The organism is Devosia sp. (genome assembly GCF_025809055.1).
GTDB lineage: Bacteria > Pseudomonadota > Alphaproteobacteria > Rhizobiales > Devosiaceae > Devosia.
This window is the reverse complement of record NZ_CP075529.1, coordinates 3,519,890-3,534,689: the sequence shown is the minus strand read 5'-3', so window position 1 is coordinate 3,534,689 and position 14,800 is coordinate 3,519,890. Positions and strand designations below refer to the sequence as shown.

Genomic DNA, 14,800 nt, shown 5'->3' with positions numbered 1-14,800 from the left:
CCGCCAGAGCCTACTTCATCACCGGCATCTGGAACTCGGCGCCATCCTTGATGCCGCTGGGCCAGCGCGCCGTCACGGTCTTGGTGCGGGTCCAGAATTTGATGGAATCGGTGCCATGCTGGTTGAGGTCGCCGAAGGCGCTGGCTTTCCAGCCGCCAAAGCTGTGATAGGCCAGCGGCACGGGCACCGGCACGTTGACCCCCACCATGCCGATATTGACGCGGGCGGCAAAGTCGCGCGCGGCATCGCCGTCGCGGGTGAAGATGGCGGTGCCATTGCCATAGGGGTTCTCGATCACCAGATCGAGCGCATCTTCATAGGTCGTTGCCCGGGCCACGCAAAGCACCGGCCCGAAAATCTCTTCCTTGTAGATATCCATCTCGGCAGTGACGTTGTCGAACAGCGTCGGGCCGACGAAATAGCCATTCTCATAGCCCTGCAGCTTGAAGCCCCGGCCATCTACGGCCAGGGTCGCACCCTGCGCCACGCCCGATTCAACCAGAGCAGCGATGCGGTCCTTGCTCGCCTGGGTGATGACCGGTCCCATTTCGCTGGCCTTGTCCGTGGCCGGACCGACCTTGAGCTTTTCGATACGGGGCTTCAGCGCCGCAACGATGCGATCGGCGGTTTCGGCACCCACGGGCACCGCAACCGATACCGCCATGCAGCGCTCGCCGGCCGAGCCGAAACCGGCGCCCATCAGCGCGTCGGCGGCCTTGTCCATATCGGCGTCGGGCATGATGACCATGTGGTTCTTGGCACCGCCAAAGGCCTGGACGCGCTTGCCGTTCGCGGCCGCCGTTCCATAGACGTAGCGGGCAATGGGCGTCGACCCGACAAAGCTGATCGCCTCGATCTTCTCATGGGCGAGGATGGCGTCCACGACGCTCTTGCCGCCATGCACGACATTGAGAATGCCCTTGGGCAGGCCGGCCTCGAGCGCCAGTTGCGCCAGCCGCACAGGCACGGAGGGATCACGCTCGGAGGGCTTGAGGATGAAGGCATTGCCGGCGGCGATAGCCGGCGACAGCATCCAGAGCGAGATCATCGCCGGGAAGTTGAACGGGGTGATGCCTGCACCGATGCCGACCGGCTGGCGCATGGAATACATATCAATCCCCGGCCCTGCTCCGTCCGTATATTCTCCCTTGAGCAGATGCGGTGCGCCGGCGACGAATTCGGACACTTCCAGACCGCGCTGAATGTCGCCCTTGGAGTCCTCGATGGTCTTGCCATGTTCAGCACTGAGTAGTTCGGCGAGTTCGTCGATGTTCTGGTTGATCAACGCCACGAAATTGAAGAACACCCGGGCGCGGCGCTGCGGGTTGGTCGCGGCCCATTTCGGCTGCGCAGCGGCTGCTGAGGCGACAGCGGCCTGCAGATCGGCATCGGTGGCGAGCGCCACGCGCGCCTGCACATCACCCGTGGCCGGGTTGAACACGTCCTGGAACTGGGTCGACTGTCCGTTGGTTTCGACGCCGTCGATGAAGTGGCCGATTGTGCGCATGATGTCCTCCTATGGGTCGAAATGGAATTCGCACTACCATCGGCGCATATCAACGTGATAGATTTTGCATCTGATGTGCAAAAATAGGCATTCAATTGAACTGGGATGATGCGCGGATTTTTCTGGCTGTGGCGCGCCAGGGTCAGTTTCTGGGGGCAGCCAAGGCCCTCGGCCTCAACCATGCCACCGTGGCCCGCCGGATTTCCGCGCTGGAGGCGGCTTTGGGCAGCACCCTGTTCCACCGCCGCACCAACGGCACCGAGCTGACGGTGCAGGGCGAGCGCTTTCTTGAAATGGCCGAAATCATGGAAAGCGCCAGCCTTGCCGCCAGCGAGGCGGCGGGAGCGGACAGCGCCATCGAGGGCGTGGTGCGCATTGGCGCGCCGGATGGTTTCGGGGTCGCCTTTCTCGCGCCGCGCCTGGGCGAATTGACTGAGCGGCATCCTGGCCTCAGGATCGAGCTCGTGCCGGTGCCCCGGGCCTTTTCCCTGTCGCGCCGCGAGGCCGACATTGCCGTCACCCTGGAGCGCCCGCGCGAGGGCCGGCTGGTGGCGCGAAAACTCACCGACTATTCCCTGGGCCTTTACGCATCAAGGGCTTATCTGGCCCGCCGCGGCATGCCGGGCAGTCTGGCGGACCTCGCCGATCACCCGCTCGTCGGCTATGTCGAGGACCTGCTCTATACCGCCACGCTCGACTACACCGCCGCCTTTCTCAAGGACTGGCGGTCGAGCCTTTCGGTCTCCTCCGCCATGGGCCAGACCGAAGCGGTGCGGGCCGGGGCGGGCATCGGCATTCTCCACGCCTTCATGGCGCGCCGCGATCCCGACCTTGTGCCCGTCCTCTCCGCCCACACGCTCCGCCGCGCCTATTGGACCGTGCTGCACGAGGATCAGCGCGCACTGCGCCGGATCGCGCTGGTCTCGGATTTTCTCACCGAGATCGTCGCCCGCGACCGCGACATTTTCTAGGCTCTTGCCCGCATTGGCCCATGGGTTAAAACCGGATCATGTCCAAGACCACCCCCGCCACGCAGACCCTGACCAAGGCCGGCATCGCCTTCACCCTGGCCCATTACGACTATGATCCAAACGCCGAGCGCGTTGGGTTGCAGGCCGCCGAGGCCATGGGCGTTTCTCCCTCCGAGGTCTTCAAGACCCTGATGGCCGAACTCGACGGCAAGCCCGTCTGCGCCATCGTCCCTTCGGACGAGGAGGTGAACATGAAAAAGCTGGCGGCAGCCCTGGGCGGCAAGTCCGCCCACATGATGAAGCCCGCCGATGCCGAGCGCCTGACCGGCTACAAGGTGGGCGGCATCAGCCCCCTGGGCCAGCGCAAGGCAGTTCCCACGGCCCTCGATGAGCTGGCGACGCTCTACGACACGATCTTCCTCAATGGCGGGCAGCGCGGATTGCAAATCCGCATCCGACCGGATGACCTCGTCAAAGCCCTGGGCTGCATCACCGCCGATATCGTGCGCTGACCCCGCTCTTGTGCGCCCCCGGCCAAAAGCGGTGCCCTGAAACGACAAAAGGCGCCCGTGTGGACGCCTTCATCGGATCGACTTGGAGGTCGGTGTCGCTTAGGCGACGTAGGTGCCGCGAGCGATCGACTTGATGTCGCCCTTGGTGATGCCGAGATCGTTCAGCTGACGGCTGTCGAGGCTGTTCAGCTCGCGCAGGGTGCGCTGGTACTTGGCAAAGTCAGAAATCTTCTTGGCAATGTTCATTTCGGTTCCCCTTCGTTTGATGACCCTTATCTAGATCACTCCAGTAGTGATTAGTAGGTGGTCAATCTGCACATCCGTTATGCATCTGGTGCATTCTAAAGAGGCAATTTCGACACATTTCGGACCATGCAGGGCCGCCTTTATGTGTCTTCCTGTGCCAGCGCGGGCCCACAACAGCCTGTGAAAGCTCATAAAAAACCGGCCGCGAGCAGGTCGGGGCCGGTTTACGGGTTGTTGACCATCTGGTCAGGAGCCATGCGTCAGGTGGCCGTCGGCTCCCGCCCCTCCTCGCGCGCGATGCGCCGGTCTTCGCGCATTTCGAACCACATCGCATTGAGAATGGCGAAGGTGCAGGCCAGGCCCAGCCCCAGGATCCAGGAGAAATACCACATCGTCAGCTCCTAATAGGCATTGGGGTTCTTGTTGAGGCTCTGCGTCGTCACCGTGCCCCGCATGACGCGGAAGACGAAGGCGGTGTAGGCCAGGATGATTGGCAGGAAGACCGCCGTCGCGAGCAGCATGATGAACAGCGTCAGGTGACTCGAGGACGCATCCCACAGGGTCAGACCCGCATTGGGCATGGTCGAGGACGGCAGCAGGAACGGAAACATCGAGACGCCCGCCGTGGACACGATCCCGAAGATCCCGGCGCTGCTGCCCAGATAGGCCAGCCAGCGATTGCGGACCAGAAGACCTAGGGTCGACACGGCCATCCCGGCCAGGCCGATGATCGGCGCTGCAATCATCCACGGGTAAGTCCCATAGTTCCGCAGCCAGCCGCCCTGCACCAGGTCAACCGACTTGGCCAGGGGATTGATGGGTGCGTTCGGGTCGACCAGGCTGCTGACCACATAGCCGTTCATGAACGCGATCCAAAGCCCGCCCAGCGCAAACAGTACGATGGTGGCGAGCCCTGACAGCAGTCCATAGCGCCTCGCGCGATCTGCGATCGCCCCGGTGGTCCGGCCCATGAGAAGGCTGGCGCCATGGGTGACAATCATGCCGAGGCTGACGAGGCCCGCCAGCAAGGCAAAGGGCATGAGCAACTGGAAGAAGTTGCCCGTGTAGAAGATGCGCATGCTGTCATCGAAATGAAACGGCGCTCCGAGCAGCACATTGCCCACCGCCACACCCATGATCAGCGCCGGCACGAAACCGCCCACGAACAGGCTCCAGTCCCAGGCCGCGCGCCAGCGGGGATCCTCGATCTTGCCGCGGAACTTGAAGCCTACCGGCCGCAGGATCAGGGCCAGCAGTATGACGATCATGGCGAGGTAGAAGCCGGAAAAGCTGACCGCATAGAGCGGGGGGAACGCGGCAAAGATAGCGCCCCCGCCCAGTACCAGCCAGACTTGGTTGCCTTCCCAGGTCGGGCCGATGAGGTTGAGCAGCACGCGCCGCTCCTCGTCCGTGCGGGCGACAAAAGGCAGGAGAGCACCGACGCCCAGGTCGCGGCCACCCATGATGGCGAAGCCGATGAGCAACACGCCGAGCAGCAGCCACCAGATAAGGCGAAGCGTTTCGTAGTCGAGAGGAATGGTGCTCACGATCCGAGCTCCTTGGTTGCGGGCGTGGCAGGAAGGGCGGCCATGACGAAGTCGTCCTCCTCGTCGGCGGTGAACAGCTTGTCCTTGGGGCCGGCTTTGACGATGCGCACCATCAGCATGACCATGATGACCAGCAGCACCGTATAGAGCAGCACGAAGAAGCTGAGCGACAGCACCAGGTCGAGCACGCTGAGGCTCGAAGCGGCGTAGAAGGTGGGCAGGACGCCCTCGACCACCCAGGGCTGGCGCCCAAACTCAGCGATGAACCAGCCGCTTTCAATGGCAATCCACGGGGTCGGCAACAGGAACACCGTGACCCAGAGCAAGGGCTTGTTGGTGTCGATCCAACCGCGCGACGCCCGATAGAACCAGAGGCCAAAGAAGGCGATGAAGAAAAAGCCCAGACCCATCATGATGCGGAAGGTCCAGAACAGCGGCCAGACATCGGGAACGGTGTCTGCGGCCGCCATGGCGATTTCCTCGTCGGTGGCATTCTGCACATCGGCGCGATAGCGCTTGAGCAGCAGCCCATAGCCAAGATCGGCCCAATGCTCCTCGAACACCGCGCGGGCCTCGGTATCGCTGCCATCGGCGCGGATGCGTTCGAGCGCATCATAGGCCACCATGCCCGTGCGGATACGATCCTCGGCGCGAAGCACGAGCTCATTCATGCCGGGCAGTTCCTTGTCGAGCGAACGCGTAGTGATCAGCCCGCCGACCCATGGAACCGACAGCGACCAGATCGGCTCACCATCGGCACCGGGTATGGCCACGATCGTCCAGGGCGCCGGGGCCGGTTCGGTGTGGAACGAGGCCTCGATGGCCGCGACCTTCATCTTCTGATGCTCGGTGGCGACGTAACCGCTCTCATCGCCGAGCACCACGACCGACAGCGCCGAGGCCAGGCCGAAGCTGGCAGCGACGACGGCCGAACGCTTGGCCATCTCGACATGCTTGCCCTTGACCAGGAACAGCGCCGAAATCGACAACACGAAGATCGCGCCGCAGACATAGCCGGCGCTGACCGTATGCACGAATTTGGCCTGAGCCACGGAATTGAAGATCACCGCCATGAAGTCGGTGATTTCCATGCGCATCGTGTCGGGATTGAACTTGGCGCCGACCGGATTCTGCATCCAGCCATTGGCGATCAGGATCCAGAGTGCCGAGAAATTGGCGCCCAGCGCCACCAGCCAGGTGACCACCAGGTGTCCCAGCTTGCTCAGGCGATCCCAGCCAAAGAAGAAGAGACCCACAAATGTCGCCTCGAGGAAGAAGGCCATCAGGCCCTCGATGGCGAGAGGCGCGCCGAACACGTCACCCACATAGTGACTGTAGTAACTCCAGTTCATCCCGAACTGGAATTCCATCACGATACCCGTGGCGACACCCATGGCGAAGTTGACGCCGAACAGCGTGCCCCAGAACAGGGTCGCCTTGCGCCACACATCGCGGCCGGTCATCACATAGACGCTCTCCATGATGGCCATCATGAAAGAAAGCCCGAGCGTCAGGGGCACGAAGATGAAGTGATACATCGCCGTGGCAGCGAACTGCCATCGCGACAAATCGACGACAAGCATGTCGATCATGGGCATGGGCCTCGGGTTACGACGGCCGGAAGGGGCCGACTTGGACTCAACCTTGCCACGCGATTTTGTCGCCCGCCTTGATTCATATCAATAGCCGCCCCCAGCCAATGGGTTAGACTGATGCTTCGTGACTGACCCTTACCGCGCGCCCTACCCGTTTCATGCCCAAGACCGACGACATCAAAGCCGGCAATCGACACCTATCTGAGTTGCGCAGCAGCGGCGGATGGGCGCTGAAACTGGCCATCGCGGCGCCACTGGCCGGTGGCGGCCTGCTGCTCTGGCAGGCATGGCTTCTCGCCGGGGTGTTGGGCGACGCCATCGAGATGGCCGCGCCCGCGGCAAGTCTGATGCCGGCGATAGCCACCATTCTGGTCCTTCTTCTTATCCGCGCCGGGCTTTCGGCAATCGGCGAACAGGCCGGGACTCTGGCGGCCGAGCGCATAAAGCTGGCGCTGCGCCGCGATCTGTTCGCGCAGAGTCTAGCCCGTGCGCCACGGGACCCCGATGCCCCCCAGTCCGGGGTCACCGCCAACGCCATTGTCGATCAGATCGAGGCTCTGGATGGTTTCTTTGCGCGTTATCTTCCCGCGTCCTATCAGGCGGCCCTCCTGCCCCTGATTTTCGGGGCGATCATCCTGCCGCTGGACTGGGTTGCCGGCGTCCTGTTCCTGGTGACGGCACCCCTCATTCCGGTTTTCATGGCGCTGGTCGGCTGGGGCGCGCAGATTGCAACAGACCGGCAGGCGCAGGCGCTGACCCGCTTGTCCGGCCGCTTTGCCGACCGGCTGAGCGGCCTGCTCACGCTAAAGCTGCTCGGGCGCGCCGAGGCCGAAACGCAGAATATCGTTTTGGCCAGCGAGGCGCTACGGCGCAGGACCCTGCGTGTCTTACGGATCGCATTTCTGTCCTCCGCCGTGCTCGAATTCTTCGCGGCCCTAGGCGTTGCGGGGATCGCCCTTTATGTGGGTTTGACCTTCATCGATTATCTGCACCTCCGCTCCGTGCCGCTGACCCTGCACACCGGCATGTTCCTCTTGTTGATGGCGCCGGAGATCTACAACCCTCTTCGCCTGCTTGCCGCGCACTATCACGACCGTGCGGCCGCGCGCGCGGCACTGACCGAGATTGCGGCGCAACTGGGAGGATTCGAACCGGGCACGCGGCCGGTTCTGACCGATTTTGCACCCGTCTCCAGTCCCGCAATTGCCGTCGACATCGCCGCCATGACCCTGCGCACGCCGGACCGGATGAGGCCCGTACTGATCGACGCGAACCTGCGCGTTCAGGCCGGGCAGCATGTGGCCATTCTGGGCAGCAGCGGTTCAGGCAAATCGAGCCTGCTGGAAGCCATGATTGGCCTGCGCCAATATGCCGGGCAGCTTTCCCTTGATGGTCGCGCCCTCGCTGATTGGGACATACCGGAGCTGCGGGGCCGCACCTTCCTGCTCACGCAAAAACCCCGGCTTGTTCACGGCACCATTGCGCAGAACATTGCCCTGGCACGCCCTGCCGCATCGCGCCGCGAAATCGGGCGGGCTGCCGATCAGGCACGGGTGTCGGGGTTCGCGGCGGCATTTGCTGAGGGGCTGGATACGCTCATCGGCGAAAACGGCATCGGGCTGTCCGGCGGCCAGGCGCAGCGCGTGGCCCTGGCGCGATTGTTCCTGCGCGATGCCGGCCTGCTGCTGCTCGACGAGCCTACCGCCCATCTCAATGCCGAGCTTGAGGCCGAAGTCATGTCGGCAATCCTCAATTATGCCCGGGGACGAACCCTTGTCGTCGCTACACATTCGCGCGCCGTGGCGGCGCAGATGGACAAGGCATGGCGCATTGCCGGACATGATCTGTTGAGCACACCGGCGGGCACCAGGTTGCGGGGGATTGCATGAGAGCGCTCCTGACGTTTCTGCCCCTCTTTCACAAGCGACTCGGCGCCTGGGGGCTGACCCTGCTTCTCTCGCTGGTCGCCCTCGGTGCAGGCATTGCGCTGCTCGGCACGTCGGGCTGGTTCATTACGGCAACGGCACTGACGACCCTGGGTCTCGGCTTCAACATTTTCGTGCCCTCTGCTTCGGTGCGGGCCTTTTCGTTCATCCGCATCCTGGCCCGCTATGGCGAACGCCTTGTCGGCCACGATGCAACGCTAAAACTCCTGTCGGACCTCCGGGGATGGCTCTTTGGCGCCCTCTTCCCGCGCCTCCCGCTCAAGGACAGATCCCTGCGCCACGGCGACCTGGTGGGGCGGCTGACCGCCGACATCGATGCGCTCGACACCAGCTTCCTCGTCGCCATCGGCCCGCTGTTCTCGGCCGTCATTGTTGGCGGCATTGTCACCGCCGTTCTCGCAGTGCTACTGCCGGGGGCCGCCCTGCCCTATGGCGGCGCGATGCTGGTCGCGACCCTTGTTGTGCCTATCGCCCTGGTGACCGCTGGCCGGGCCAGCGCCAGACAAAGCGTCGCCGCCATGGCCGACATGCGCCTGGCCGTGTTCGACGGCGTCGCTGGCCATGTCGATCTCAATGTGCTCGGCGCACTGGGGCAAGCCGACCTGAGCTTTGGCAATGCCGCACAAACCGCGGCAGGCCTGCGCACCCGGCTCAGCGCCTACGCGGCTGTAGCCGGCTTTACGGTGCAGGCCCTAGCAGCCATCGCACTCGTCGCGACCCTTTGGATCGGGCTCACCGCGATGGAAGCCGGCCACATCGATGGACCGGCGGTGGCGGGCCTGCTGCTGGCGGTATTGGGGAGCTTTGAGGCCACGGCCGTCATCGTGCGCAGCGTCGGCAAGGCCGCAGCCGCGCTGGCGGCTGCCGAACGTCTCGATCACATCACCAGCCTGCCCACGCCGATACTCTCCCCGGATGCGATTGGCACAGTCCCGTCCGATGCGGACATTGTCCTGAAGGACGTGACCTTTTCCTACGATGGTCCGGCTGTCCTCACCGATGTGAACCTCACCGTTCATCCAGGCGAGCAGGTGGCTCTGGTCGGGCCGAGCGGATCGGGCAAATCCACACTGCTGCATCTGCTGCTTGGATTGGTCGAACCGGATACCGGCGCCATCGCGCTGGCCGGCCTGCCCTTGTCGGCTTACCGCCCGGAAAGCCTTCACGCCCACATGTCGATCCTCAGTCAGTCGAGCCCGATCTTCATCGACAGCGTGCGCGACAATCTGCTGATTGCACGGCCCGGATCGGATGATGCCGCGCTCTGGGCGGTGCTCGAGAAAGCGCAATTGGCCGCGTTCATCCGCAGCCTGCCGCGTGGGCTCGACACAGTCCTGGGCGAAGCGGGGCGGACATTGTCGGCCGGCCAGGCGCGCCGGTTGTGCCTCGCGCGGGCCCTGCTCTCCGATGCGCCGGTCATACTGCTGGACGAACCTACAGATGCCCTGGACCGGGATACCGAGCTGGCCTTCTTTGAAACCCTGACCCTTGCGGCCAGCAGCCGGACCATCATCATGGCGACCCATGCCGACGTGCCGCCCGGAACGGTCGACCGCGTGCTGACGCTTAATGCGGGCGTCCTGTCCGAGGAACCAACGCTATCCGCAATGGACGCGTAGCCGCGCCAGGTCAGGTATGCCGATCTGGCGGAAATTGGTGATCTCGATCACGCCATCGGACTTGAGCCTGGTGAACTGCCGGCTCACGGTTTCGATGGTGAGACCGAGAAAGTCGGCAATGTCCGCCCGGCTCAGGGGCAGCTCAAAGCAGGATGCATCGGCCTCCAGCGGATCGATATGCGTGGCGATCAGGTAGAGAAAGCTCGCGACCTTTTCAGTCGCCGTCTTCCGCCCCAGTGTGACCATCCAGTCCCGCGCTTCGTCCAATTCGCGCAGGGCCTGCATCATGACCCGGTGTTCAAGCGGCGCGCTCTGCTGCAGCAGCGCTTCCATGGCCGGCTTGGAGATGAGGCACAGGTCGACATCGGAAGCAGCTTCCGCGCTCACGCGGCTTTCGGCAGCAAAGGGCCGCCCCAAGAGGTCGGGGGCGAATTGCAGGCCAACCACTTGCTGGCGGCCATCTTCGAGCACCTTGGTCAGTTTCACCACCCCGCGCAGGACATTGGCAAAACTGGAAATGGGCATGGCGTCGGCCAGAAGTTCTTCGCCGGCCTTTCGCGATACCCGCCGAGTAGATTTCGACAGCATGAGAAGTTGATCGGGAGTGAGCGCGCCGCAAATGCCCTGATGCCGGGCCTCACAGCTCTGGCACAATTTCGGCGTGTCGGAATTATGGATGTCTTTGCGAGATGTCTGCATGTCGCGCTCCTGACTTCTCAAGAATTAGGCGCAGACAGGTCCCTGTATAAGAAGCCGCATTGTCGCTGTGCCAACTGGTCGCATTCTGTCTGGCAAAATCCGACCCATCGCGAAAGCCGACCAGACAGCCCTTGACCTTCCCATCATGGGAAGGATTATATGCTCTCGGACGAGGTGAAAAAATGAACCAACACGTCCACGACCACAGCCCCTCCACCACGCTCGATATCTCGGGCATGACCTGCGCATCCTGCGTCAACCGCGTGGAGAAGGCGCTGCTGAAAGTGCCGGGCGTCGAGACAGCGTCCGTCAACCTGGCGACAGAGCGCGCCATGGTGACCGGTGGCGACACCGATGCGCTCATCGCCGCCATCGGCAAGGCCGGATATGAAGCGCGCGCCCGCGCTGCCGATGCGCCCGCCCATGATCATTCCCACCATCACGATGAAGACGCTTCGCAATTGCGGCGCGATGTCATCCTTGCGGCCATCCCCACCCTGCCCCTTTTCCTGATCGAGATGATCGGCCATGCCTATATGCCGTTCCATATGTGGGTCATGTCGGTCGTGCCGATGGACTTGCTCTATATCGGCTATTTCGCGCTGGCGACCTTCGTGCTCTTCGTTCCGGGCATCCGCTTTTTCCGCATCGGCATTCCAGCCCTGCTGCGCGGCGCGCCGGAGATGAACTCACTGGTGGCCCTCGGCGCAGGCGCTGCCTGGCTCTATTCGAGCGTGGTCACGTTCGCGCCCCACTTGGTGCCCTCGGAAACCCGCTTCGTCTATTTCGAAGCCGCGGCGGTCATCGTGACACTTATTCTGGTCGGTCGCTGGCTTGAGGCAATTGGCAAGGGCCGCACCGGCCAGGCCATCCGCCAGCTCATGGAACAGCAGGCCAAGACGGCGCGCGTGGAGCGGGATGGCAAGGTTAGCGAGATTGCCATTGGCGATGTGCGGACCGGCGATATCGTCCTCGTGCGGCCGGGGGAAAAAATCCCGGTCGATGGCGACATCGTCGATGGCGCCAGCCATATCGATGAATCGATGATTTCGGGCGAACCCCTGCCGGTGTCCAAGGGCGTCGGTGCAGAAGTGGTCGGGGGTACGCTCAACACCTCCGGTGCCTTCAGCTTCCGGGCCACCAAGGTCGGTGGGGATACAATGCTGGCCCAGATCATCCGCATGGTGGAAGACGCGCAGGCCGGCAAGCTGCCCATTCAGGCGGTGGTGGATCGGATCACCGGCATTTTCGTGCCGATCGTCATCGGGCTGGCCATTGTGACCGCAGTGGTCTGGTTCGTGGTCGGTCCTGATCCGAAACTGACTTATGCGCTGGTGAATGCTGTCGCCGTCCTCATCATCGCCTGCCCCTGTGCCATGGGCCTGGCCACGCCGATGTCGATCATGGTCGGCACCGGGCGGGCCGCACAACTGGGCGTTCTGTTCCGCAAGAGCGAGGCGTTGCAACAATTGCGCGACGCCAAGGTCGTGGCCCTGGACAAGACCGGCACGCTGACGGCCGGGCGGCCCGAACTCACGGACATCATCCTCGATGATGATTTCGAGCACGACGAGGTCCTTGCCCTGGTGGCAGCCGCTGAATCGCGCTCCGAGCACCCGATCGCAACGGCCATTGTTGCCGCGGCCGAAAAGGCCGGCCTCGACCTGGGCAATGTAACGGCCTTTGATTCAGACCCCGGTCACGGCATTACTGCAACCGTGGATGGCCGCAAGGTCGAGGTCGGTTCCGCCAGGCTCCTCAAGGGTCTCGATCTGTCCGACTTTGATGACGCTGCTGCCCGCCTGGCGGCGGAAGGCAAGACGCCGGTATTTGCCGCAATCGACGGTCGCCCGGCTGCCGCCATTGTGGTCGCGGATGTCATCAAGCCGTCGAGCCGTGCCGTGATCGACGCCCTGCACCAGATGGGCCTCAAGACGGCGATGATTTCCGGCGACAATGCGCGGACGGCCCGGGCCATCGCCGCCAAGCTCGGGATTGACGAAGTGCGTGCCGAAGTCCTGCCTGCGGACAAGGTCGCGGCCATCAAGTCGCTGCGGTCCGGTCACGGGCTGGTGGCCTATGTCGGCGACGGCATCAACGATGCTCCTGCTTTGGCCGAGGCCGATATCGGCATTGCCGTTGGCAGCGGCACGGATGCCGCCATCGAAAGCGCCGACGTGGTTTTGTTGGGCGGAGACCTCAAGGGGGTGCTCAATGCCATCCGCATCAGCCGCGCGACCCTCAGGAACATTCGCGAGAACCTGTTCTGGGCCTTTGGGTACAATGCACTGCTGATCCCGGTCGCGGCCGGCGTCCTGTTCCCCGCCTTCGGTATCCTGCTCTCGCCGATGATCGGCGCAGGAGCCATGGCCCTGTCATCAGTCTTCGTCGTGGGCAATGCACAACGCCTGCGCGCCATAGAAGGAGTACGCCTATGAATATCGGGCAGGCGGCCGAGCGCTCCGGCGTCTCGGCCAAGATGATCCGCTACTACGAGCAGATCGGACTGATTTCACCGGCTGGCCGCACAGACAGCAATTATCGCGTCTATGGCGGCGACGACGTGCATGTCCTGCGCTTCATCAAGCGCGCCCGCACGCTCGGCTTTTCAGTGGATGAGACATCGGCGCTGCTGGCTCTCTGGCAGGACCGGAGCCGCGCCAGCGCCGACGTCAGGGAAATTGCCAGCGGTCATATTTCAGGGCTGGAGACCAAGATCGCCGAGCTCGAAGGCATGGTCAACACGCTCAAGCACCTGGTGCATTGCTGCAATGGCGACGACCGACCGGACTGTCCGATCCTGGATGATCTGGCCGGACACGGAAAACAGAAGGGAAACTGAGATGGACCCAAAAACGACAGTCACCGTCAATGACATGACGTGCGGCCATTGCGTCGGCACCGTGCGCGGGGCCCTCGAAGAGGCCCTGCCCGGTGCCCGCATCGAGATCGATCTTGCAACCCACAAGGTGAGCTTCACGGGCGACAAGGCCAAGGGCGAAGCGGCTATTCGCGATGCCGGATATACGCCGGAGCCGTAGTTGTCTGGTGAGCTCCAGCGGCGCCGAAACAGGCAGGCGCCGCCCGGAGCTCGCAGCAGTAATGCGTTGATTCCGATGAAGTTCCTGCGACAGCTTGTCACCAGGAAAAAGGGGCGCCCGGTTGACCGGACGCCCCCTTTTTTCGCGCGTTGCAAGCCTCAGAACGGGCTTTCTGCGTCAAGGAAGCCTTCGACATTGTCCTGCGTGATCAGGGTCGAGTCGAGGATGTAGCGGCCCGCAACCTGGATGCCGCCCGTGAAGTGCGAGGTCGTCAGCTCGATGGCCGTCGCGATCATGGCCGGGCTGTAGCTCACATCCACCGGCACCAGTGCGTCACCGGCCTGCACGCGCTGCAGCATCTGCTGCATCCCGGCGCCGCCGACGATGAACATTTCGCTTTCGCGGCCGGCCTGGCGAATGGCTTCGATCGCGCCGAGCGCAATGTCGTCATCCTGAGCCCAGACGCCCTTGATGTCGGGAAAGCGGGTCAGGAAGTCCTGCATCACCTTGAAGCCGTCATCGCGGTTCCAGTTGGCGAACTCATCGTCGAGAACGGTGATGTTGGAGCCTTCGATGCCGGCCATGAAGGCGTCGAAACGCTGCTGGTCGATCGGGATCGGCAGGCCGCGCAGGATGACGATATTGCCGCCATCCGGCATGGCTTCCTTGAAGTATTCAGCCGAATTGGCGCCAAGGCCCGGATTGTCGCCGGCCACGTAGAGGTTTTCCACGCCGTCGATGGACAGCTGGCGGTCGACCACGGTGACGAACTTGCCGGCATCCTTGACCTGCTTGATGGCCGAGGTCATCGCGTCCGGATCGCCCGGCAGGATCACCAGGGCATCAATGCCGCGGGTCGAGACCATGTCTTCGATGTCGGCGATCTGCTTGGGCGAGTCGGGTGAAGAGGCAAAGACGTATTCGACATTGGGGTAGGTGGCGCCCAGGCGCTCAATCGCCTGCTGGGCGAAGTAGTTGACGCCGCCGGTCCAGCCATGGGTTGCGGCCGGAACCGAAACGCCGATGGTCACGGTATCGTCCTGCGCCAGGGCGACGCCGCCCAGGCCAGTGGCGAGCACCGCCGACGCCAGAAGGGTTTTTGCCAGTTTCATTGTCA

14 protein-coding genes and 1 pseudogene are annotated in these 14,800 nt (G+C 63.4%); 7 read left to right on the top strand and 8 right to left on the bottom strand.

Translation table 11 applies throughout. From position 1 onward, the window contains the following. Positions 1–10: 10 nt before the first annotated feature. Positions 11–1,507: a CoA-acylating methylmalonate-semialdehyde dehydrogenase gene (locus tag KIT02_RS17355; RefSeq protein ID WP_297580546.1), complete on the bottom strand. Its 1,497-nt coding sequence runs from the start codon at positions 1,505–1,507 to the stop codon at positions 11–13. Positions 1,508–1,602: 95 nt separating this feature from the next. Here KIT02_RS17355 and KIT02_RS17350 point away from each other — a divergent pair, with 95 nt between their 5' ends. Both KIT02_RS17350 and ybaK read left to right on the top strand, forming a co-directional pair. After that, positions 1,603–2,478: a LysR family transcriptional regulator gene (locus KIT02_RS17350; protein WP_297580543.1), complete on the top strand. Its 876-nt coding sequence runs from the start codon at positions 1,603–1,605 to the stop codon at positions 2,476–2,478. A gap of 38 nt (positions 2,479–2,516) precedes the next feature. Further along, positions 2,517–2,990: a Cys-tRNA(Pro) deacylase gene (gene ybaK, locus KIT02_RS17345; RefSeq protein WP_297580541.1), complete on the top strand. Its 474-nt coding sequence runs from the start codon at positions 2,517–2,519 to the stop codon at positions 2,988–2,990. A 99-nt stretch (positions 2,991–3,089) separates the two neighbouring features. Here the strand turns inward: ybaK and KIT02_RS17340 are convergent, their stop codons facing one another. From KIT02_RS17340 to KIT02_RS17325, 4 genes are all read right to left on the bottom strand, one after another. Continuing rightward, positions 3,090–3,236, bottom strand: coding sequence for a DUF1127 domain-containing protein (locus KIT02_RS17340; RefSeq protein WP_297580539.1), 147 nt, complete (start codon positions 3,234–3,236; stop codon positions 3,090–3,092). 260 nt (positions 3,237–3,496) lie between these two features. Then, positions 3,497–3,628, bottom strand: a complete 132-nt coding sequence (gene cydX / locus KIT02_RS17335) for a cytochrome bd-I oxidase subunit CydX (RefSeq protein ID WP_297580537.1) — start codon at positions 3,626–3,628, stop codon at positions 3,497–3,499. A gap of 9 nt (positions 3,629–3,637) precedes the next feature. Then, positions 3,638–4,783 (bottom strand): cytochrome d ubiquinol oxidase subunit II, encoded by a 1,146-nt coding sequence (cydB, locus tag KIT02_RS17330; protein ID WP_297580535.1) that lies wholly within the window; start codon positions 4,781–4,783, stop codon positions 3,638–3,640. Continuing rightward, positions 4,780–6,372 carry a cytochrome ubiquinol oxidase subunit I gene (locus tag KIT02_RS17325; protein ID WP_297585391.1) on the bottom strand — a complete coding sequence of 531 codons (1,593 nt, stop codon included), beginning with the start codon at positions 6,370–6,372 and terminating at the stop codon, positions 4,780–4,782. Before KIT02_RS17325 ends, cydB begins: the two co-directional genes overlap by 4 nt. Before the next feature lie 164 nt (positions 6,373–6,536). Between KIT02_RS17325 and cydD the strand changes: the two genes are divergently transcribed. Both cydD and cydC read left to right on the top strand, forming a co-directional pair. Further along, entirely contained in the window at positions 6,537–8,267 is a 1,731-nt protein-coding gene (gene cydD / locus KIT02_RS17320) for a thiol reductant ABC exporter subunit CydD (RefSeq protein ID WP_297580533.1), read from the top strand. Then, positions 8,264–9,943 carry a thiol reductant ABC exporter subunit CydC gene (gene cydC, locus KIT02_RS17315; RefSeq protein ID WP_297580531.1) on the top strand — a complete coding sequence of 560 codons (1,680 nt, stop codon included), beginning with the start codon at positions 8,264–8,266 and terminating at the stop codon, positions 9,941–9,943. The genes cydD and cydC overlap by 4 nt, the downstream gene beginning before the upstream one ends. Here cydC and KIT02_RS17310 read toward each other — a convergent pair. Beyond that, positions 9,923–10,642 carry a Crp/Fnr family transcriptional regulator gene (locus tag KIT02_RS17310; protein ID WP_297580529.1) on the bottom strand — a complete coding sequence of 240 codons (720 nt, stop codon included), beginning with the start codon at positions 10,640–10,642 and terminating at the stop codon, positions 9,923–9,925. The genes cydC and KIT02_RS17310 overlap by 21 nt on opposite strands. A 182-nt stretch (positions 10,643–10,824) precedes the next feature. Here KIT02_RS17310 and KIT02_RS17305 point away from each other — a divergent pair, with 182 nt between their 5' ends. Genes KIT02_RS17305 through KIT02_RS17295 form a run of 3 tightly spaced genes read left to right on the top strand, consistent with a single transcriptional unit; the run spans position 10,825 to position 13,683 of the window. Continuing rightward, positions 10,825–13,080: a heavy metal translocating P-type ATPase gene (locus tag KIT02_RS17305; protein WP_297580528.1), complete on the top strand. Its 2,256-nt coding sequence runs from the start codon at positions 10,825–10,827 to the stop codon at positions 13,078–13,080. Next, positions 13,077–13,484: a Cu(I)-responsive transcriptional regulator gene (gene cueR / locus KIT02_RS17300; RefSeq protein ID WP_297580525.1), complete on the top strand. Its 408-nt coding sequence runs from the start codon at positions 13,077–13,079 to the stop codon at positions 13,482–13,484. The genes KIT02_RS17305 and cueR overlap by 4 nt, the downstream gene beginning before the upstream one ends. A gap of 1 nt (position 13,485) precedes the next feature. Then, entirely contained in the window at positions 13,486–13,683 is a 198-nt protein-coding gene (locus KIT02_RS17295) for a heavy-metal-associated domain-containing protein (RefSeq protein ID WP_297580523.1), read from the top strand. Here the strand turns inward: KIT02_RS17295 and KIT02_RS17605 are convergent. Further along, positions 13,649–13,762: pseudogene (locus KIT02_RS17605) on the bottom strand (ST-I family heat-stable enterotoxin); the annotation flags it as partial. The gene KIT02_RS17295 and the pseudogene KIT02_RS17605 overlap by 35 nt on opposite strands. A gap of 79 nt (positions 13,763–13,841) precedes the next feature. After that, a complete protein-coding gene (locus KIT02_RS17290; RefSeq protein ID WP_297580521.1) occupies positions 13,842–14,795 on the bottom strand; it encodes a substrate-binding domain-containing protein in 954 nt (317 codons plus the stop codon). Between the last annotated feature and the right edge of the window lie 5 nt (positions 14,796–14,800).

Bases quoted from the DNA above. Each gene is read 5' to 3' on its own strand.
- cydC (WP_297580531.1), top strand. From the start codon at position 8,264: ATGAGAGCGCTCCTGACGTTTCTGCCCCTCTTTCACAAGCGACTCGGC.
- cueR (WP_297580525.1), top strand. From the start codon at position 13,077: ATGAATATCGGGCAGGCGGCCGAGCGCTCCGGCGTCTCGGCCAAGATG.
- ybaK (WP_297580541.1), top strand. From the start codon at position 2,517: ATGTCCAAGACCACCCCCGCCACGCAGACCCTGACCAAGGCCGGCATC.
- KIT02_RS17290 (WP_297580521.1), bottom strand. From the start codon at position 14,795: ATGAAACTGGCAAAAACCCTTCTGGCGTCGGCGGTGCTCGCCACTGGC.
- KIT02_RS17340 (WP_297580539.1), bottom strand. From the start codon at position 3,236: ATGAACATTGCCAAGAAGATTTCTGACTTTGCCAAGTACCAGCGCACC.
- cydD (WP_297580533.1), top strand. From the start codon at position 6,537: ATGCCCAAGACCGACGACATCAAAGCCGGCAATCGACACCTATCTGAG.
- KIT02_RS17295 (WP_297580523.1), top strand. From the start codon at position 13,486: ATGGACCCAAAAACGACAGTCACCGTCAATGACATGACGTGCGGCCAT.
- KIT02_RS17355 (WP_297580546.1), bottom strand. From the start codon at position 1,507: ATGCGCACAATCGGCCACTTCATCGACGGCGTCGAAACCAACGGACAG.
- KIT02_RS17310 (WP_297580529.1), bottom strand. From the start codon at position 10,642: ATGCAGACATCTCGCAAAGACATCCATAATTCCGACACGCCGAAATTG.
- KIT02_RS17305 (WP_297580528.1), top strand. From the start codon at position 10,825: ATGAACCAACACGTCCACGACCACAGCCCCTCCACCACGCTCGATATC.
- cydX (WP_297580537.1), bottom strand. From the start codon at position 3,628: ATGTGGTATTTCTCCTGGATCCTGGGGCTGGGCCTGGCCTGCACCTTC.